This window comes from Yoonia vestfoldensis DSM 16212 (genome assembly GCF_000382265.1).
GTDB lineage: Bacteria > Pseudomonadota > Alphaproteobacteria > Rhodobacterales > Rhodobacteraceae > Yoonia > Yoonia vestfoldensis.
This window is the reverse complement of sequence record NZ_KB907978.1, coordinates 1-18,377: the sequence shown is the minus strand read 5'-3', so window position 1 is coordinate 18,377 and position 18,377 is coordinate 1. Positions and strand designations below refer to the sequence as shown.

Here is an 18,377-nt window from a genome sequence, read left to right as displayed (position 1 = left end):
GGGCAGCGCCCCCTCAGCGCTTGCCGTAATAGAGCCCGACCACATGTTCGGCCTGTGCAAAGAAAAGCCAGCGCAACACCAGCACGCCTGCGATATGGCTGACCAGCGCCAGCGCGCCCCAGATATGGCTGAAAGGCAGCAGCAGGCACACGACCGGCAGCACAAAGGCCAGCACCGCTGCGATCACCCGCAGGCGCTGCGCATGTTTGCGCCCCACCACATGGATGAATTCGCGCATCAGGTAATTGGTGCCGGTATGGGGTGGTTCAAAGGCGCGGATTGTGCCGATATGGCCAAGTCCCGTGGCCGTCGCCATATCGGTGCCGGACTGGGCAAGTCGTGTGTCACCCGTCACCCATGTGTACACCTGCAAGATTGCCGCAAGCGCCAGCAGCACCAGCGCCTCTGTCACCTGTCCGCCGAGCAGCGCGCCGCCGCCCACCGACAAGGTCAGGAACAGCGCAGGTGTCGTCCAATGCCGCCAGCGCGGCACGGTTTTCAGCTGCGCATAGATCATCGATGTCGTGAACACTGTCGCGACCGCCCCCAGCGCCCCGATCCAGCCCAAGGGTGCCAGCACCCTGTCGAAGAACACCAGCCCCGCGCCGTAGACCGCCATCGCCAGCAATGTCGCAACCGCGCAGATTCCCTCGCGTGACAGCCAGCTTGTCTGCCACTGGCTGAACGCCTTGATCGCGCGTTCGGGCCGCCCGAGGTGAAAGGTGGAAGCCAGCAGACCACCCACGGCGGCCAGATAGGCGATGGTGAACCAGATGAAGGCTGACAAACCCGTGGGTGTGATCGCCCCGATGCCGAGCCAGAACAAGAGCCCGAACCCAAGGCCCGAAAACGTGGTGAAGATGATGACGGATTTGGCGGGATGCATTACTTCGCCCCTCCGGGCAGGGCTGACAGCGCCTTGTCGAGCCAATGCGCAAAGCCTTTGCCATCTGTCGCTACGGGGTCAAGAAACGGGGCCAGCACGTCGAATTCGGGCACCACGTCTTTGGGGCGCGGGGGCAGGTATTTGTTGACAGGCTTGGTGCCTTGTTCGGGCATCAGGTCGAACCCGCCGCGCGCTGCGACCAGTTGTGATACCTCTGACTCCGCGTCCCCCAGATCGCCGAAATGCCGCGCCCCCGCCGGGCAGGTGCGCACGCAGGCGGGAACGCGGTCTTCTTCGGGCAGGTTTTCGTTATAGATGCGGTCGACGCAGAGCGTGCATTTCTTCATCACGCCTTCCTTGGCATCAAGCTCGCGCGCACCATAAGGACAAGCCCAAGCGCACAACCCGCAGCCGATGCAGTCCTTTTCATTGACCAGCACGATCCCGTCTTCGACCCGTTTATAGCTCGCTCCTGTCGGGCAGACAGTGACGCAGGGCGCGTCTTCGCAATGCAGGCAGGATTTGGGGAAATGGATCAGTTGGGCGGTGCCGGCCTCTGGCTGGACTTCATAGGAATGCACGCGGTTGAGGAAGGTGCCCGAAGGGTTCGCGCCATAAGCGTCCTGATCCGACAGGGGCGCGCCGTAGTTTTCGGTGTTCCAGCCTTTGCAGGAAATCACGCAGGCATGGCAGCCCACACAGGTGTCGAGGTCTATGACGAGGCCAAGTTTTTTGGCGGTGCTGGCGGGAAGTTGCGTCATGCGATTGGCCTCTGCTGCGGGGTCGCGCATTTCTGGCGAAATACGCGGCCTCCGGCGGGGATATTTGGGCTCGGAAGATGCGGGGACATGGCGCTTTATCCGATCGGGGCGCGCGCAGCGGCATCCCATGTGGCGATATACCAGATGAAACTGCCCAGCGTCAGGGCGACGAAGAGGGCGATCAGCAGAAGGATTTGGCCTTTGGTCATTTGCGGGATGTCCATGCGATGTCTTTGGGCCCTTGCGGGACGGGGGATGTGATGGCGGGCATGACGGGCTGCGCCTCGTTCGGAATGCCCGATTTTTCGATTTTCACGCGCAGATCGAACCATGCGGCCTGCCCTGTGATCGGATCGGAATTCGCCCAGCGCAGCCCGTCGCCGCGCGGCGGCAGCAGTTCGTGGATCAGGTGGTTGAGCAGGAAGCCTTTGGTCGCCTCGGGTGCTTTTTCGTCGAGCGCCCAGGCGCCCTTGCGTTTGCCGATGGCGTTCCATGTCCAGACCGTGTTTTCGTTGAGCGCGGCCTGATGCGCCACAGGCACGGTAATCGATCCATGCGCCGAGGTGACGCGTGCCCAGTCGCCGTCCTTGAACCCATGCGCCTCCCAGATTTTCGTCGGCACATAGAGCGGGTTATGGCCATGGATTTGCCGCAGCCAGGCGTTTTGCGTGCCCCAGGAATGATACATCGCCATCGGCCGTTGGGTCAGGGCATGGATCGGGTATTCGGCAGGGTCGACATGGCCATCCTCAAACGGCGGATACCAGATCGGCAGCGGGTCCATCGTCACCTTGATCTGCCCGCGCAAATGGTCGGGCGGTTGGCGGTGGCCGCGCCCTTCGGCGGCGGCCTGAAACTTGCGCAAGGGTTCTACATAAAGCTGAAAAATGTAGGGCTGCATGACATCGTAAAAGCCCATCTTTACCGCCCAGTCCTGATACTCGGCGCTGAAGGGTTTGTAATAGGCGCAGTTTTCTGGGACATGGGCGATCCAGAAACCGCCGTTGTCGATATAGGCCTGCAACTGGTCGGGGTTGGCCGCGCCGCGCCCTTCGGCGGTGCCGTCTGCATCCCGAAACCCCGCCAGTGGCCCGATCCCGGGGCGGCGGATGTGATTTGTGATGTAATCGGCGTAGTCTTTGTATTTCGCACTGCCATCATCGTTCACGAACCCCGGCAGTCCCAGCCGCGCGCCCAGATCGCAGAGCACCGACTGGAACCCGCGCACATCGCGGTCGGGTTCCACCACGGGCCAGCGGATTGCGTCGGCGACGCCGTCCGCCTCGCAGATCGGGCGGTCGAGCAGGCTGATGCAATCGTGCCGTTCCAGATAGGTCGTGTCGGGCAGGATCAGATCGGCATAGGCCACCATTTCGGATGAATAGGCATCGGAATAGATGATGCGGGGGATGAGGTAATCGCCGTTTTCATCCTTGTCGGTCAGCATCTTGTGGACGCCGCCCACGTTCATCGACGAATTCCACGACATGTTCGCCATATACATGAAGAGCGTGTCGATCTTGTAGGGATCGCCCGCATGGGCGTTGCTGATCACCATATGCATCAGCCCGTGCGCCGACATCGGGTTGTCCCACGAGAACGCCTTGTCGATGCGGATGGGGCTGCCGTCGTCATGCAGCAGGAGGTCTTCGGGACCCTGCACATAGCCCAGATGCGGGCCGTCGAGGGCGGCACCCGCTGTCACCTTGCCATGCGGTTTGGGGTGGGCTGTGGCGGGTTTGGGGTAGGGTGGTTTGAACCGCATGCCGCCGGGGGTTTCCACGGCGCCAAGGAGGATCTGCAGCATATGCAGCGCGCGGCAGGTCTGGAAACCGTTGGAATGGGCTGAAATTCCCCGCATCGCGTGGAAACTGACGGGGCGGCCGATCATTTTCGCATGCTTTTTGCCGCGGAAATCGGTCCATGCGTGGTCGAGTGTGATCGCCTCGTCAAAGGCCACCCGCGCCAGATCAGCCGCCAGCGCGCGGATGCGCTGGGCCGAGATACCGCAGCGGTCGGCGACAGCCTCGGGCGCGTAAGACGGGTCAAGATAGCGATCGGCCATCAGGTGAAAGACGGGGCGATGCGTGATGCCTGCGGCACGGTGGGTGGCGGCAAGATCGGGCTCGACCCCGTGGCCGTTCCATGGCGCAAGCTGGCCTGTGCGCCGGTCGATCACCTGTGGCTGGCCTGCGGCATCGCGCAGGAACAGGCCGAACTGGTCGGACTTGGGGTCTTCGTTTACAAGGACCGAGGCATTGGTGAACCGCGCCAGATAGTCGAGATCGACCTTGCCCGCCTGCATCAGGCAATGCACCAGCGCGAGGATGAACAGCCCGTCGGTGCCGGGCGTGATGCCGACCCAATCATCGGCCACGGCATTATATCCGGTGCGGATCGGGTTCACGCCGATGATGCGCGCGCCACGGGCCTTGATCTTGCCGATCCCCATCTTGATCGGGTTGCTGTCGTGGTCTTCGGCCACGCCGAACAGCATGAAGAGCTTGGTATGGTCCCAGTCGGGCTGGCCGAATTCCCAAAAGGCCCCGCCCATCGTGTAGATGCCGGCGGCGGCCATGTTGACCGAACAGAAGCCCCCGTGGGCCGCGTAATTGGGTGTGCCGAACCCCTGCGCCCAGAAGCTGGTGAAGGATTGCGACTGGTCGCGGCCGGTGAAGAACGCCAGTTTTTCGGGGTGCTTTGCGCGCAGTGGGGCCAGCCAGCCGGTCGCGGTCTGCAACGCCTCTTCCCAGCTGATTTCCTCGAACTTGCCCGACCCGCGTTCACCTACCCGCCGCAAAGGCGCGCGCAGACGCGAGGGCGCATTGTGCTGCATGATGCCCGCCGAGCCCTTGGCGCAAAGCACGCCCTGATTCACGGGGTGATCGCGGTTGCCTTCGATATAGGCGACCTTGCCGTCCTTCATATGCACGTTGATCCCGCAGCGGCAGGCGCACATGTAGCAGGTCGTCTTGCGCACCTCGTCGGACACGTGCGGGGATGTGTCAAGCTGGGGCTGGTCAAGGGACATGGCTGGCTCCTTCGCGTAGCTGGTCTTGCGCCAAGAGGGTCAGCGCGTCGCGCGCGATCTGCTTTTCCTCGTCGGCGGCGATCACATGCACCGGCACCTTACCAAGAAACGCCAGATGGTCCATGATCTGCTCACGGATTTCCGGTGCATTTTCACCGATCCCGCCGGTGAAGGCCACGGCGTCAAGCCCGCCCATTGCGACGATTGCAGAGCCTGCGTGCCGTGCCGCCCAATAGCAGAAATGTTCCACGGCGAAGCGTGCGCTGTCGCTGTTTGATTGCAGCAGCGCTGCCATGTCGCTCGTGCCGCCCAAGGCGCGCAACCCGCTCTGCCGGTTCAGGATGTCGCCTGCCGCCGCGATGCCGTGATCTTTCGCAAGTCGCAGCACGGCCATGCCGTCGATGCTGCCGGTGCGGGTGCCCATGACCAGACCGTCGAGCGGGGAATAGCCCATTGAGGAGGCGACCGATTTACCATCCTTGATCGCGCAAAGCGAGGCGCCGTTGCCAAGGTGGAAGGCCAGCAGATGGTCAGGCAGCGTGTCGGCAAAGGACTGCACAAGACTTTGGTAGCTCAGCCCGTGAAAGCCGTAGCGTCGGATGCCTTTGGCCGTCTCCTCCGGCGGCAGGGCATAGGTCGTGGCGATGGCGGGGTTCGTGGCATGGAACGCCGTATCGAAACTGACGTATTGCGGCAAGTCGGGCAGCGCGTCGGCAATGGCGGCGATCCCCGCGATGTTGTGCGGATTGTGCAATGGGGCCAGCACGTTGCAGGCGCTGATCTGTGCGATGACATCGGGCGTCACACGGGTGGGGGCCGTCAGGTCTGCCCCGCCATGCACGATCCGGTGTGCGGCGGCGGTCAGGCGCTGGCCTGCGGTATCGAGCGCGTCCAACAAGGCGGCAAGGGCGCTGGCATGGTCTGCCGCGCGGATCGGTGTGTGGTCCCCGCCGGACTTGAGCAGGCCCGCGCCGCCGATTTCCGTCACTTCGCCCGAGGCCAGCCTTGCAAGGCCCCCATCGAACAGCGCCACCTTGACCGACGACGATCCCGTGTTGACGACGAGGATCATGCCCGCATCCCCGCAGCGATCGCGCCAAGTGCTGCCGAGGCGATCCGGTCCTGTGCGGTCTGCGACCGGCTGGTCAGCATGATCGGCACTTTCGCCCCCAGCACGACCCCCGCAGCACAACAGCCCATGCCCAGCGACATCAGCTTAAACAGCGCGTTGCCGGTCGTGATGTCGGGCACCAGCATGATATCGGGCTGGCCTGCAACCTCGGAGGTAAAGTTCTTCGCTGCCGCCGCCGCGCGCGAAAAGATCAGGTCGAGCGCCATCGGCCCTTCGACGATAGCCTCGGGCAGCGCGGTCTTGGCCCATGCGGCGATTAGCGCCGCTTCTCCCGTCGAGGGGATCGTGGGGACCACATCCTCGGTCGCGGCCAGCAATCCGGCGCGCGGGCGGGTGATGCCCAAGGTCTGCGCCAGCCGGACCGCGTGCGTCAGGCAGGCCTGCCGCGTGGCGACATCGGGTGCGACGTTCAGCGCGGCATCGGTCAGGAACAGCGGCCGGTCTGATCCGGGCATGGTCAGGTGGAACACATGGCCGCAAAGGCTGCCCTTGTCACGCAAGCCTGCGCTGGAGGGCAGCAGCCCTTGCAGAAAGACCGACGTATGCACCTGTCCTTTCATGATCGCATCGACACGCTCGTCGCGGGCAAGCTCGGCCGCCTTTTGTGCGGCTTGCGGTCCGGGGGCATGGATCAGCGGCAGACCGGTGATGTCCCAGCCGATCGCATCGGCGGTGGCCAGAATACGCGCCGTATCACCGATCAGGACGGGCGTCGCCAGACCCAGATCGCAGGCCTCGCGCAGGCCTTGCAGCGGGTTTGCGCCGCCTGCATTGACCAAGGCGACCCGGGGTATGGGTAGATGACGGGCCCTGTCCAGCAGGCTTTGCGGGCATCGCGCATGTGTCTGCGACAGGAACGGGTAGTCGTCGTGCATCGTCGTTGCCTCTCAGGTCAGCATCGCCCGGATCAGACCGAGTGCGGACAAAAGGAGCAAGAGCAAAACCGCTGATTGCCGGAAAGCCGCGGGCGAGGCCGCCAGAAAGCGTCGCCCGCCCAGCCAGACGCCCAAGCCCAGTATCGGAAAGGCCATCAGCGCGGCGATGGCGGTGTCCCATGTGACCAGCCCACCCATCCACAACAGCGGCAGGGTGATTAGGTCCAGCAAGGTCAGATAAACAATCATCGTTGCGCGGAACGTGGCCGCCTGCATCGGTTGGGCCGACAGAAAGGCCGCGACCGGCAGGCCGCCGATCCCTGCGCTGTTGCACATGCCCGACAGGATACCCACACTGCCATGCCCCGGCCCGCCGATCCGCCGCTGCAAGGTCCAGCCTGACAGCAGCAGCAACGCCATGAGCAGGATCACGGTGGAAATGACGATGCGGGCTGTATCCTCGCCCACCGACAGCATGACCGACACGGAAAACGGCAGCGCGACAGCCGCCCCGAGGATCAGCCAGCCCACACGGGGCCAGTCGACATGCGCCCGGATCCCGCGTGCCTGAAAGGCGGTCATCAGGATCTCGCAGGCGAAAACGACGGGGATCAGGGGCAGGGGGTTCGTCAGCAGTGCCGCAAAGGCAATGAAGATCGCGGAAAACCCGAACCCCGAATACCCGCGCACAAAGGCCGCCCCCAGCAGGGCAAGGGCCAGCAAGGCGGCCGTGCCGCTGTCCAGATCGAAAGGCATGATCACGCCGCCCCCCGCGCCAAGGCCGCCGCGATCAGACGCATGCCTTCACCGATCCGGGCCGCGGGGATCGAGGAATAGGCAAGGCGCATGAATTCCGTGGGTGGCGCGTCGCCTGCAAAGAAACGTGCGCCCGGCTCGATCAGCACGCCATCCGCCCGCAGCGCCAGCGCCAGTGCTGCGGTATCTGTGCCGTCAGGTGTTTTCACCCAGACCGACGATCCGCCCGACAGCCCTTGCCCCGCCACCACCAGCCCGCAATCCTGCAAGGCCGCGTCCAGCACCTGACGCCGCTCGTGATAGGCGCGGCTCATCCGGCGGATCAGCGCGTCGTAATGGCCCAGCGACAGATAATAGCTGACCGTGCGCTGGATATGCCCCGGCGGATGGCGCAGCACGCTGGCGCGCAAGGCGCGTGCTTCGCGGATGAATGGCGCGGGGCCGACCAGATAGCCCAGCCGTAGCCCCGGAAACAGCGATTTGGAGAAGGAGCCGACATGGATCACCCGCCCATGCGGGTCCAGCGATTTGAGCGACGGCGAGGGTGCTTTCAGGAACGACATCTCGAATTCGTAATCATCCTCGACGATGATGAAATCCTCGGCCTCGGCCCGCGCGATCAGCGCCTTGCGCCGGTCCAGCGGCATGGTCGCGGCGGTCGGGCTTTGGTGGCTGGGGGTGGTGAAAACCACGTCGATCCCGCGGGGCAGGGCCTCGGGCGGGAGCCCGTCGCGGTCCACCGGCACAATGCTCAGATGGCAGCGCGATTGCGTCAGGATATTGCGCAACGCCGGATAGCAGGGGTCCTCGATCGCGGCCCGCCTGCGGCTGTTCAGCAGCACCTGCGCCGATAGCCACAAAGCGTTCTGCGCGCCCATCGTGATCAGGATTTCATCAGGGTTCGCCAGAATGCCGCGCCTTGGCAGGGTCTGACGGCTGATGAAATCCACCAGTTGCGGGTCGTCGCCGTCATAATAATCTGCCGTCAGCGCCCCGAAATCGCGCATCCCCAGCGCGCGCAGGGCGCAGAGCCGCCAGTTGGCGGCATCGAACAGCGTCCGGTCGGCCTGCCCATAGATGAACGGATAACGGTAATTCGCCCAATCGGCGGGTTTGTCGTTGCTCAGCCCCGGCGTAAAGCGCTGGCCGATGGCGCGCGCCCAGTCCACCGTGCCTGACTGGACCGTCTGCGCCGTAAAGGCGGGCGGTTCGGGTGCGTTGTCAGACACATAATACCCCGACCGCCCACGCGAGGTCAGGTAATCATCCGCCACCAGTTCGGTATAGGCCAGCGTCACGGTGATCCGGCTGACGCCCAGATGCTGCGCCATCATCCGCGACGATGGCAATCGTTCACCGGGGCGGAACCGGCCTGCAAGGATGCCTTGCGCGACCATCTGCTGGATTCGCGCCTGCAGCGTGCCTTCGGCACCCGGATCAAGAAAAAAGGTCTCAACGGAAATCGACATGCGCTGGCCCTAGGATGTGTCCAGACTGGACTTATCCCAGAGCCAAGGCAAGCGGGTGTTCTAGCCCAGAACGCGGGTGATCGCCTGATCGACGGCGTCTGTGATCTGGTTGAGATCATCCTTGGTCGCGATCAGCGAAGGCGCGAAGAGCAGCGTGTTGTTGAACCCCGGAAGCGACCTGTTCGTGGCCCCGATGATGATGCCTTGCGCCATGCAATCGGCGACGATGGCCTGCACCTTCTTTTCGTCCAGCGGTTCCTTGGTGTCGCGGTCCACGACCAGTTCGGCACCTTGGAACAGGCCCATGCCGCGCACGTCGCCGATCCATTTGTGCTTGTCCATCAGCGCATGCAGGTTGCCCGACAGATGCGCACCCATGGCGGTCGAATTACCCAGAAGGTCCTCTTCCTCGATGATCCGCATGTTTTCGATGGCTGCCGCTGGCCCTGCCGTGCATCCGCCAAAGGTGGAAATATCGCGGAAATAGGACAGCTTGTCGGTGTCGTCCTTGAACATTTCGAATACGGTATTGGTGGTCACACAGCACGAAATCGCGGCATAGCCGGATGCCACGCCCTTGGCCATCGTCACGATATCGGGCTGGACGCCGAATTGCTGATAGCCGAACCAAGCGCCGGTGCGGCCCAGTCCGCAGACGACCTCGTCGATATGCAGCAGGATATCGTATTTGCGGCAAAGTTCCTGCACGCGTTCCCAATACCCCTTGGGCGGCACGATGATCCCGCCGCCTGCAGTGATCGGTTCAAGACAGAGCGCGCCGATCGTGTCGGCCCCTTCGGCAAGGATCACATCCTCGATCGCGCGGGCCGCGTTGGCGGCGTATTCCTCGCCCAGGGTCCCGTCCTGAGAACGGTATTCAAGGCAATGCGGCACGCGCACGAAGCCCGGCACAAAGGGGCCGTATTGCGCGTTGCGTTCGTCCTGCCCGCCTGCCGAAAGGTTGGCGATGGTGGTGCCATGATAATCGCGCTCGCGGTAGAGGATCTTGGATTTCTTGCCGCCGTAATGCTTGTGGCTGATCTGGCGGACCATCTTGAACGCCTTTTCATTCGCCTCGGACCCCGAGTTCGCATAATAGACGCGGTCCAGCCCCGGCATCTTTGCGATCAGCATTTCGGCGAATTGTGCGCCCGGAATGGTCCCGAGCGCCCCGCCGAAGAAACACATCTTGGTCACGGCGTCCGAAATCGCGCGGCCCATCCGTTCGCGGCCATAGCCGATGTTGACGGTCCAGACACCACCCGACACAGCATCGATATGTTCCTTGCCCTTGATGTCCCAGACCCGCAGCCCGCGTCCTTCGACGATGATGCGCGGGTCAATGTTTTCATAGACCTTGTGCTGGCTGATATGGTGCCAGACATGGGCGCGGTCGGCCTCGATCACATGGCCGGGGTCGTTGGCAAAGTTGAGGGTATCCATGTCCGGTAGCTCCGTTGCAAAGGATTGGTTGCAGGGCCTGCGAATCCAAGACGCGCATTACCCGTGTCGCTGTCCAGTCTGACCCGAGTTTTGCCTTGGGTGATATGACCAGATGGGGTGCATAGATATAGCCAGATGTCGGCGGGTTGTCTGCTGGCTTGTATGGGCGGGCGCTGGGCATATGATCGCGGGATGATGCTTTCCGACCTGCTCTTGTTGCTGCCGGCGTTGATCGGCTTTGCCGTGCTGGTCGCGCTGCGCCGCAGGCCGCTGCGTCCGACACCCGAAGCCAGTGCCGAGGTCCCTCGCAACGCCATCGTCGTGGACGGGTCCAACGTCATGCATTGGGGCGGCGACCCGTCGGCCAAGGTGCTGTGCCGCGTGTTGCGAGAGCTGGAGATCAAGGGTTATACGCCCATCGTCTTTTTTGATGCGAGCGTGGGTTACAAGCTGTCCGACCGCTATCTGAACGAGAACAAGCTGTCCCATGCGATCGACATTCCTGCGGCCCATATCTGCGTGGTCGACAAGGGTGTCGTCGCGGATCAGGCGATCCTTGCCTTTGCTGCCGATCACGGGCTGCGGGTGGTCAGCAACGACCAGTATCGCGACTGGCGCGTGCATTTCCCGCATCTGGACCGCAAGGGCGCGGTACTGCGCGGCACCTTTCAGGATGGCGCGGTGGTCTGGCGCAAGCCGCTAGAGCTCGTCCGGGGTTAGGCGGTAGGCCTTGCCGAAACCGCCGTTCAGGTCGATGCCGACGGGGGTCAGCCGGAACATCAGGAAGTCGGTAAAATCATAGTAAAGCCTGGCCTTGGGCACAGCGGCCAGCCATCTGTCCTTGTGCGCTTGCTTGTCGACCTGCGCGGCCTGCGCGGTCAGCGTCAGGCGCGGATGGGTCAAGGGGTCGCCCTTGTCGCCAACCTCGCCCACCAGCACGGCGCAGGCGGGTTGGACCAGCAGCGCCCGCGTATGTGTGGACAGGGTCGACACCAGCGTCAGCGCGGCGGTGTCATCCCAGATCATCCCGACGCGGGCGACATAGGGCGCGCCGGTTTCGGGATGCAGCACAGCCAACGCGCCAAAGCGGACATCCGCCAGCAAGTCGCGCACCAGCGCGCGGGCGGCATCATCGGTGGGGTTGATCGGCTCGCGTCGGGTCAAGCAAGGTTCGCCTCGGGACAGGCGCGGAAGGCTTCCATCGCGGGGCCAATCCCTTCCAGCGACACGCCCACGGTGGTGTCGCCAGAAATCGCATAGGCGCGCTGGTTGAAAGCCAACCCGTCCAGCACATTCCCGAACCCGCTGTCCGTCACCGTCAGGCTGCGGCCATCGGGGCTGATCTGGTGACGGTCGGTCTGGATAAAGATCGGACGGTCGCCCACGAAATTCATCGCGAAGGCCGGATCGTCCGACCACGTGCCATCCGGCAGGGTGATCGTGACGCTGTATTCCGGCAGGCGTGCGTCATAGGTCACGGTCACCGTGCCGTCTGCGTCCGTCAGCGTGCATATAGGGGACGGCGAAAAGTCCCATGCGCCAGCAGGCGCGGCGAGAAGGATAAAGGCGAACGTCAGGCGCATCTGTCGAAGATAGCAGCTTTCATGCAAAAACAAGAGCGTCCGGCGATGCGACATTCCGCGCCATGCCTTGCACTGTGGGCCCCGGTTTCCCATCTCGGCCTTTGACAACAAAGGAGACCTGCCATGCAATGCCCGATCGATGGAACCCAACTTGTGATTTCTGACCGCTCCGGCGTCGAGATCGACTATTGCCCGCAATGCCGGGGTGTCTGGCTAGACCGGGGAGAGTTGGACAAGATCATCGAACGCAGCGCTGCCTACACGCCGCCGCCACCGCCGCCGCCACCATCCGGCCGCGATGATCGCGGGTATGCCGACGACCGTGGCTATGGCGACAGCCGCGACCAATACGACCGCCCCCGCAAGAAAAAGCGCGGCGGGTTTCTGGAAGACCTGTTCGATTTCTGATGCGGGGAAGGGGGGCAGCGCCCCCCTTATTTCCGCCCGCCATATCTGCTTTTCCCGCCCCGCATGCCGCCACGGCCGCCCGTGCTACGGCCTGACGCGCGCGAGGCGTCGTCGACGGCCTTGTCCACCGCCTGTTGGCGCGCCAGCGGGTCGTCGGCGATGGCCAGTTCCACGGCTTCCAGACGTTTGAGTTCATCCCGCAACCGCGCCGCTTCCTCGAATTCGAGGTTTTCGGCGGCCTTGCGCATATCGGTGCGGATGCCTTCGATGACGGTCTGGATATTGCCACCCGCGCGGTCTTTGTCGATCTTGGCGGTCACGCGGTTCATGTCCACATCGCCTTTGTAGAGGCCCGCCAGAATATCCTCGACGTTCTTTTTCACGGTCGTCGGCGTGATGCCGTGTTCTTCGTTATAGGCCAACTGCTTGGTCCGGCGGCGTTCGGTTTCGTTCATTGCACGTTCCATGCTGCCGGTGATCCGGTCGGCATACATGATGACACGGCCTTCGGCGTTGCGCGCGGCCCGCCCGATGGTCTGCACGAGCGAGGTTTCAGAGCGCAGGAAGCCTTCCTTGTCCGCGTCCAGAATGGCGACCAGCCCACATTCGGGAATGTCGAGACCCTCGCGCAGCAGGTTGATCCCGATCAGCACGTCAAACGCACCAAGCCGCAGGTCGCGCAGAATCTCGATCCGCTCGATCGTGTCGATGTCGGAGTGCATGTAGCGGACGCGGATGCCCTGTTCGTGCATGTATTCGGTCAAGTCCTCGGACATGCGCTTGGTCAGGGTCGTGACCAAGGTGCGGTAACCGGCGGCGGCCACCTTGCGCACCTCGTCGAGCAGGTCGTCGACTTGCGTTTCCACGGGCCGGATCTCGATTTGCGGGTCGATCAGGCCGGTCGGGCGGATGATCTGTTCGGTGAAGACGCCGCCCGTCTGTTCCAGCTCCCACGCGGCGGGGGTGGCGGACACGAAGACCGATTGCGGGCGCATCGCGTCCCATTCCTCGAACTTCAACGGGCGGTTGTCCATGCAGGAGGGCAGGCGGAACCCGTGTTCTGCCAGCGTGAATTTGCGTCGATAGTCGCCTTTGTACATGCCGCCGATCTGGGGCACGGAAACGTGGGACTCGTCGGCAAAAACGATGGCGTTGTCCGGGATGAATTCGAACAGGGTCGGCGGTGGCTCCCCCGGCGCGCGGCCAGTCAGATAGCGTGAATAGTTTTCGATCCCGTTGCAGACGCCGGTCGCCTCCAGCATTTCGAGATCGAAATTGGTGCGTTGTTCCAGCCGCTGGGCTTCCAGGAGTTTGCCGTCATTGACCAGTTGGTTCAGCCGCATTCGCAGCTCTTTCTTGATGCCGATGATCGCCTGCTGCATCGTGGGTTTGGGCGTCACGTAATGCGAATTGGCATAGACGCGGACCTTGTCGAATGTGCCTGTCTTGGTGCCGGTCAGAGGGTCGAATTCGGTGATCGCCTCCAGCTCCTCTCCGAAGAACGACAGTTTCCATGCGCGGTCGTCAAGGTGGGCCGGCCAAATTTCCAGACTGTCGCCACGCACGCGGAAGGTGCCGCGCTGGAACGCCTGATCGTTGCGCCGGTATTGCTGTGCGATCAGATCGGCGATGATCTGCCTCTGGTCATAGGATTGGCCGGCATGGATATCCTGCGTCATCGCGCCATAGGTTTCCACCGACCCGATGCCATAGATGCAGGACACAGACGCCACGATAATCACGTCGTCGCGTTCCAAGAGCGCGCGCGTCGCCGAATGGCGCATCCGGTCGATCTGCTCGTTGATCTGGGATTCTTTCTCGATATAGGTATCCGACCGCGCGACGTAGGCTTCGGGCTGATAGTAATCATAATAGCTTACAAAGTACTCGACGGCATTGTCGGGGAAGAACCCTTTGAATTCGCCGTATAATTGCGCCGCCAGCGTCTTGTTGGGTGCAAGGATGATCGCAGGCCGCTGGGTCTGTTCGATCATCTTGGCCATGGTGAATGTCTTGCCGGTCCCCGTCGCGCCCAGCAGCACCTGATCGCGTTCGCCTGCCAGAATCCCGGCGCTGAGTTCGGCAATCGCGGTCGGCTGGTCGCCTGCGGGTTCGAAATCTGTCTGCAGCACAAAGCGCTTGCCGCCTTCCATCTTTTCGCGGGTTTTCACGTCCGGCGCAGGGTTCGCCAGATAGACGGGCGGCGTTTTGTCGGTCTGGGCATAGGCCATGGCGGGGATTCCTTTGGTTGACCTATAGTTGTTGTCTTTGGTCACTGGATCAAGGGCCACCGCTGGCCTAAGGTCCGGCCAAACGAAAGAGGTATGACCATGATTGATCCCGTGAAACTCGACCGCTTGGCCGAAGTCGCCGTGCGCACCGGCGTGAACCTGCAAAAAGGGCAGGATCTGGTGATCACCGCCCCCCTGTCGGCGATCGAACTGGTCCGCGCGATCACCGTGCATGCCTACAAGGCCGGGGCAGGGATCGTGATGCCGTTCTTCACCGACGAGGCGATCACGCTCGCGCGGTATGAAAATGCCGACGACTCCAGTTTCGACCGCGCGCCTGCGTGGTTTTACGAAGGTCTCGCCGCCGCCTACAAAGGCGGTGCCGCGCGCATGGCGATCACGGGCGACGACCCGATGCTGCTGGCCGATCAGGACCCCGCGAAGGTCGCGCGCCTGTCCAAGGCCACATCTATCGCCGCCAAACCTGCGATGGCACCCATCGTCGGGTTCGAGGTGAACTGGAACATCGTCGCCTTCCCCGGTGCCGGCTGGGCCGCGCGTGTGTTCCCCGATCTGCCAGTCGAGGAAGCGCAGGGCAAGCTGATGGATGCGATCTACAAGGCGTCCCGTCTGGATGGCGACGATCCGGTGGCGAATTGGGCCGCGCACACCAAAGAACTAAAGAAGCGTGTGCAGTGGTTGAACGACCACGATTTCGCCGCGCTGAAATACACTGGCCCCGGCACCGACCTGATGCTGGGTCTGGCGGACGGGCATATCTGGAAAGGTGGTGCCTCACCCGCACTGAACGGCGTCGTCTGCCAGCCCAATATCCCCACCGAAGAGGTGTTCACCTGTCCCCATGCCTACAAGGTCGACGGCGTGGTCTCCGCCACCAAGCCTCTCGCGCATCAGGGCAATGTCATCGAGAACATCAAGGTCCGCTTCGAGGCGGGCCGCATCGTCGAGGCGACAGCGACCAAAGGCGAGGCCGTACTGAAGGCGCTGCTAAACACTGACGACGGCGCCTGCCGTATTGGCGAGGTGGCGTTGGTCCCCCATTCCAGCCCGATCAGCCAGTCCGGCACGCTGTTCTACAACACGCTCTTCGATGAAAACGCGTCCTGCCATATCGCACTTGGCCAATGCTATGCGGATACGATCACCGGCGGGTCGGAATATTCGCCCGAGGAGCTCCAGCAAAAAGGCGGCAACCAAAGCCTGATCCATGTCGACTGGATGATGGGGTCGGATGCGGTGGATATCGACGGGATCACCAAGACAGGCGAGGTGATCCCCGTCATGCGCAAAGGCGAATGGGCGTGATGCGACACTGGCGGGGCTTGCGAAATCTCCGCCTTTTGCGCATATGACATGCAACGACGAAAGGGCCAAAGATGCGCGCACGAATCTACAAGCCAGCCAGAACCGCCATGTCCTCGGGCACCGCGAAAACGCGGTCCTGGGTGTTGGAACATGTGGCCGAAGCCGCGCGGAGCATCGACCCGCTGATGGGCTGGACCTCGTCGGCCGACACGCAGGCGCAGGTGAAGCTATATTTCGACAGCAAGGAAGCAGCGCTGGATTACGCCCGCGAACACGCAATCGATGCCATCGTGCAGGAACCTAAATCGCGCAAACCCAACATCCGCCCCGGCGGCTATGGCGAGAATTTCGCCACCAACCGACGCGGCGCCTGGACCCACTAGCGCCGTTTCCGGCTTGCCAAAAGCCCCTTTGTCGCGCGATACCGCGTCCTGACGATCTCATAGCTCAACTGGATAGAGCAGCTGACTTCTAATCAGCAGGTTCGGGGTTCGAGTCCTCGTGGGATCGCCATTCCGGCTTTCGGCTGTGACTGAGGCACAAGACTGCGCAAATCTGCACTTTTTGCTGCCCATCGTGTCAAGGCGGTTCTTCGTGTTTCTCCGTTCAGATCCTTCAAGGTAGCCAGTTCCGCTATTGTGAGCTCGCCATTCACGGCTTCCGACGCTACGCGGGCTTTGAACTCTGCGTCATGGTTCATGCTTTTCTTCAAATGCTGATCTCCTCGCTATTGGAGACTAGCAGATGTCAGATTGTTCCTTCCATGACTATCCAATTTTCAGGGAGCAGGCCAACGTGATCCGCGGGCTGTTGTATCTCGGGACTGGGTGCGATCACGGCGGTGCAGAGGTGACGCAGTGTTCTCCCGGACCACTGCAGCCTTACCGCTGATGGAAAAATGTGCGGGATTGTCGCCACAATCTTTAGCACGCTGGGTATTGGCCGGTTTCGAAGTTATGTCGACGCAACTGCAGGATTTACCACATAGTGGCCCTGTGATCACCGTATGGGCCTTCGTGATCAAAAAGAATCTTGAGCGAAAAAGCGAATCGGCCAACTGTTCGGTACATCATTTCGACATTTACCGTGGCGGAGTAGGGGTAAATTATATGATGCTGGTCTATTGTCAGTATCAATCCCTGAAGTTGGTCTCGACGAGAGGTCTCAACCGTCCGTTATCAAAGGCTGGGCTTGCAGGTCATGTATTTTCGTTCAGCCTTTGCGCTGTTGGTTAGCTCTTTACTGGTTTCATGTGATGCCGCCGACCTACAAGGCGTAAACAACGCACTGACTGCCGCGATGCCGGGATTATGTGCTTCCCAAGGGCGTCAATGGAATGGAGTTGTATGCATGCCAGCGGGAAGCGGCGGAGCTCGCGTGGCTCCAGTAAACACGACGGCCTATCGTGCCCCGGCTCCGATACCATATTCACCGCCGAGATCTGTCGCGAGCCCGTTGCCTGCAAGCACTCCGGCAACAACCAGTCCGAGTGCAAACAATTGTATATCGTCTTCGATAAACCCCAACTCGACCGCCTTTTTTAAGGGCCGAATTACGAACCGTTGTACCCGATCGGTCACAGTGCGATGGTGTGAAGCTGCCAGCTGCAGTACTAACGCCTCCTACTACAATAACTTGGAAACAGTTCGTCCGGGGGCATCAATTCCGGTCGATACAGTGGGTCGCGGTGTCAGATTTGCTGCCTGTTTTGCTCTCGATGGATCGTTAACAAACGCACCGGTATCGACAGGCAATGCGGGACAGTTTTACTGTCGATAACCCGAGTGGCAGGCCCTTGCCTTGCCCGCTAGGTTTCGCTCTGACGCGCGCGGGCGATCTGTTCGTTCGGACCGTGCCACACCGTCTTGATGTCCACAATCCGAAGTTCGCCATTCATCGTCGTAGTTCGAAGCAACTGAGTTCTTGTGCATTTGCTGTCCATTGTTCGGGCATCGTTCTCTGTCACGCCGCACCAACTGCTGGCCCGCTATCCCGCGTTTATGCCGAGGATCGAGCTGGAGTGGAACAGGCGCTGTGTCTGGCGGGCAAGCAATGAGCGCGCTATTCGCCTTCCCGATCCGCATCGGTTTCAAGGGCATAGCGGACTGCGCGATCGCTCTGATCGAGGCGCGTATGGCACCGTCCGACGACCGTGCAGCCATTGATGCGCGGACGACGGCCAAACTGTCGTTCCCATGGTTCTAGATCTTGGCGGTGTTGATTGTCACTGAGAACTGACCCGGCAGCAGCAGAAATTGTCATCGAGAATTGACCCATGTGCAACCTTACCCCGGCTTGAATCAGCTGGGAGCACTTGGAGTGATAGACATGGGATTTTTAAAAGTTATCCGGAAATGGGCGCTGCGTGACAAGATGCCCATTCGCGAGATCGCGCGGCGGACGGGCGTGTCTCGCAACACGATCAAGAAGTATTTGCGGGAGGGGATTGTTGAACCTGCGTTTCACGCGCCAGATC

The 18,377-nt window shown here is 62.1% G+C and carries 19 protein-coding genes and 1 tRNA gene; 8 read left to right on the top strand and 12 right to left on the bottom strand.

The window, feature by feature from the left end; genetic code table 11:
- Positions 1-13: 13 nt before the first annotated feature.
- The 9 genes from H147_RS0107150 to H147_RS0107110 form a co-directional block, all read right to left on the bottom strand.
- On the bottom strand, positions 14-886 hold the full coding sequence (locus H147_RS0107150) for a dimethyl sulfoxide reductase anchor subunit family protein (protein ID WP_019954670.1): 873 nt from the start codon (positions 884-886) through the stop codon (positions 14-16).
- Positions 886-1,647, bottom strand: coding sequence for a 4Fe-4S dicluster domain-containing protein (locus H147_RS0107145; RefSeq protein WP_026352335.1), 762 nt, complete (start codon positions 1,645-1,647; stop codon positions 886-888). Before H147_RS0107145 ends, H147_RS0107150 begins: the two co-directional genes overlap by 1 nt.
- 95 nt (positions 1,648-1,742) lie before the next feature.
- Positions 1,743-1,871 carry a hypothetical protein gene (locus tag H147_RS21495; protein ID WP_019954668.1) on the bottom strand — a complete coding sequence of 43 codons (129 nt, stop codon included), beginning with the start codon at positions 1,869-1,871 and terminating at the stop codon, positions 1,743-1,745.
- On the bottom strand, positions 1,853-4,678 hold the full coding sequence (locus tag H147_RS0107135) for a molybdopterin oxidoreductase family protein (RefSeq protein WP_019954667.1): 2,826 nt from the start codon (positions 4,676-4,678) through the stop codon (positions 1,853-1,855). Before H147_RS0107135 ends, H147_RS21495 begins: the two co-directional genes overlap by 19 nt.
- Positions 4,668-5,750, bottom strand: coding sequence for an acetate/propionate family kinase (locus H147_RS0107130; protein WP_019954666.1), 1,083 nt, complete (start codon positions 5,748-5,750; stop codon positions 4,668-4,670). Before H147_RS0107130 ends, H147_RS0107135 begins: the two co-directional genes overlap by 11 nt.
- The gene (locus H147_RS0107125) at positions 5,747-6,685 is read right to left on the bottom strand and encodes a phosphate acyltransferase (protein WP_019954665.1); all 939 of its coding nucleotides are present in this window, start codon (positions 6,683-6,685) and stop codon (positions 5,747-5,749) included. The genes H147_RS0107130 and H147_RS0107125 overlap by 4 nt, the downstream gene beginning before the upstream one ends.
- A 12-nt stretch (positions 6,686-6,697) precedes the next feature.
- On the bottom strand, positions 6,698-7,447 hold the full coding sequence (locus H147_RS0107120) for a TSUP family transporter (protein WP_019954664.1): 750 nt from the start codon (positions 7,445-7,447) through the stop codon (positions 6,698-6,700).
- A complete protein-coding gene (pdxR, locus tag H147_RS0107115; RefSeq protein WP_019954663.1) occupies positions 7,444-8,910 on the bottom strand; it encodes a MocR-like pyridoxine biosynthesis transcription factor PdxR in 1,467 nt (488 codons plus the stop codon). Before pdxR ends, H147_RS0107120 begins: the two co-directional genes overlap by 4 nt.
- Positions 8,911-8,970: 60 nt before the next feature.
- Positions 8,971-10,353, bottom strand: a complete 1,383-nt coding sequence (locus H147_RS0107110; protein WP_019954662.1) for an aminotransferase family protein — start codon at positions 10,351-10,353, stop codon at positions 8,971-8,973.
- A gap of 192 nt (positions 10,354-10,545) precedes the next feature.
- On the opposite strand from H147_RS0107110, the gene H147_RS0107105 reads away from it, so the two are divergent.
- A complete protein-coding gene (locus H147_RS0107105; RefSeq protein ID WP_110570933.1) occupies positions 10,546-11,073 on the top strand; it encodes an NYN domain-containing protein in 528 nt (175 codons plus the stop codon).
- Here H147_RS0107105 and H147_RS0107100 read toward each other — a convergent pair.
- Positions 11,053-11,517 carry a HugZ family pyridoxamine 5'-phosphate oxidase gene (locus tag H147_RS0107100; protein WP_019954660.1) on the bottom strand — a complete coding sequence of 155 codons (465 nt, stop codon included), beginning with the start codon at positions 11,515-11,517 and terminating at the stop codon, positions 11,053-11,055. The genes H147_RS0107105 and H147_RS0107100 overlap by 21 nt on opposite strands.
- Positions 11,514-11,936, bottom strand: coding sequence for a hypothetical protein (locus H147_RS0107095; protein WP_043699539.1), 423 nt, complete (start codon positions 11,934-11,936; stop codon positions 11,514-11,516). Before H147_RS0107095 ends, H147_RS0107100 begins: the two co-directional genes overlap by 4 nt.
- 123 nt (positions 11,937-12,059) lie before the next feature.
- Here H147_RS0107095 and H147_RS0107090 point away from each other — a divergent pair, with 123 nt between their 5' ends.
- Positions 12,060-12,344 carry a TFIIB-type zinc ribbon-containing protein gene (locus H147_RS0107090; RefSeq protein WP_019954658.1) on the top strand — a complete coding sequence of 95 codons (285 nt, stop codon included), beginning with the start codon at positions 12,060-12,062 and terminating at the stop codon, positions 12,342-12,344.
- A 26-nt stretch (positions 12,345-12,370) separates the two neighbouring features.
- On the opposite strand, the gene uvrB is transcribed toward H147_RS0107090, so the two are convergent.
- Positions 12,371-14,575 (bottom strand): excinuclease ABC subunit UvrB, encoded by a 2,205-nt coding sequence (gene uvrB, locus H147_RS0107085; protein WP_026352333.1) that lies wholly within the window; start codon positions 14,573-14,575, stop codon positions 12,371-12,373.
- 93 nt (positions 14,576-14,668) lie between these two features.
- On the opposite strand from uvrB, the gene H147_RS0107080 reads away from it, so the two are divergent.
- From H147_RS0107080 to H147_RS0107050, 6 genes are all read left to right on the top strand, one after another.
- A complete protein-coding gene (locus H147_RS0107080; protein WP_019954656.1) occupies positions 14,669-15,901 on the top strand; it encodes an aminopeptidase in 1,233 nt (410 codons plus the stop codon).
- 71 nt (positions 15,902-15,972) lie between these two features.
- Positions 15,973-16,284, top strand: coding sequence for an ETC complex I subunit (locus tag H147_RS0107075; RefSeq protein ID WP_026352332.1), 312 nt, complete (start codon positions 15,973-15,975; stop codon positions 16,282-16,284).
- Positions 16,285-16,337: 53 nt separating this feature from the next.
- A tRNA-Arg gene (locus H147_RS0107070) sits at positions 16,338-16,414 on the top strand.
- Between the two features lie 344 nt (positions 16,415-16,758).
- Positions 16,759-17,136: a hypothetical protein gene (locus H147_RS20965; RefSeq protein ID WP_162561644.1), complete on the top strand. Its 378-nt coding sequence runs from the start codon at positions 16,759-16,761 to the stop codon at positions 17,134-17,136.
- An 817-nt stretch (positions 17,137-17,953) separates the two neighbouring features.
- Positions 17,954-18,106 (top strand): hypothetical protein, encoded by a 153-nt coding sequence (locus H147_RS20960; RefSeq protein WP_019954652.1) that lies wholly within the window; start codon positions 17,954-17,956, stop codon positions 18,104-18,106.
- Positions 18,107-18,229: 123 nt separating this feature from the next.
- A partial coding sequence (locus tag H147_RS0107050) for a helix-turn-helix domain-containing protein (protein WP_019954651.1) occupies positions 18,230-18,377 on the top strand: 148 nt, incomplete at its 3' end.

Bases quoted from the DNA above. Each gene is read 5' to 3' on its own strand.
- H147_RS0107150 (WP_019954670.1), bottom strand. From the start codon at position 886: ATGCATCCCGCCAAATCCGTCATCATCTTCACCACGTTTTCGGGCCTT.
- H147_RS0107145 (WP_026352335.1), bottom strand. From the start codon at position 1,647: ATGACGCAACTTCCCGCCAGCACCGCCAAAAAACTTGGCCTCGTCATA.
- H147_RS21495 (WP_019954668.1), bottom strand. From the start codon at position 1,871: ATGGACATCCCGCAAATGACCAAAGGCCAAATCCTTCTGCTGATCGCC.
- H147_RS0107135 (WP_019954667.1), bottom strand. From the start codon at position 4,678: ATGTCCCTTGACCAGCCCCAGCTTGACACATCCCCGCACGTGTCCGAC.
- H147_RS0107130 (WP_019954666.1), bottom strand. From the start codon at position 5,750: ATGATCCTCGTCGTCAACACGGGATCGTCGTCGGTCAAGGTGGCGCTG.
- H147_RS0107125 (WP_019954665.1), bottom strand. From the start codon at position 6,685: ATGCACGACGACTACCCGTTCCTGTCGCAGACACATGCGCGATGCCCG.
- pdxR (WP_019954663.1), bottom strand. From the start codon at position 8,910: ATGTCGATTTCCGTTGAGACCTTTTTTCTTGATCCGGGTGCCGAAGGC.
- H147_RS0107110 (WP_019954662.1), bottom strand. From the start codon at position 10,353: ATGGATACCCTCAACTTTGCCAACGACCCCGGCCATGTGATCGAGGCC.
- H147_RS0107105 (WP_110570933.1), top strand. From the start codon at position 10,546: ATGATGCTTTCCGACCTGCTCTTGTTGCTGCCGGCGTTGATCGGCTTT.
- H147_RS0107095 (WP_043699539.1), bottom strand. From the start codon at position 11,936: ATGCGCCTGACGTTCGCCTTTATCCTTCTCGCCGCGCCTGCTGGCGCA.
- H147_RS0107090 (WP_019954658.1), top strand. From the start codon at position 12,060: ATGCAATGCCCGATCGATGGAACCCAACTTGTGATTTCTGACCGCTCC.
- uvrB (WP_026352333.1), bottom strand. From the start codon at position 14,575: ATGGCCTATGCCCAGACCGACAAAACGCCGCCCGTCTATCTGGCGAAC.
- H147_RS0107080 (WP_019954656.1), top strand. From the start codon at position 14,669: ATGACCATGATTGATCCCGTGAAACTCGACCGCTTGGCCGAAGTCGCC.
- H147_RS0107075 (WP_026352332.1), top strand. From the start codon at position 15,973: ATGCGCGCACGAATCTACAAGCCAGCCAGAACCGCCATGTCCTCGGGC.
- H147_RS20960 (WP_019954652.1), top strand. From the start codon at position 17,954: ATGAGCGCGCTATTCGCCTTCCCGATCCGCATCGGTTTCAAGGGCATA.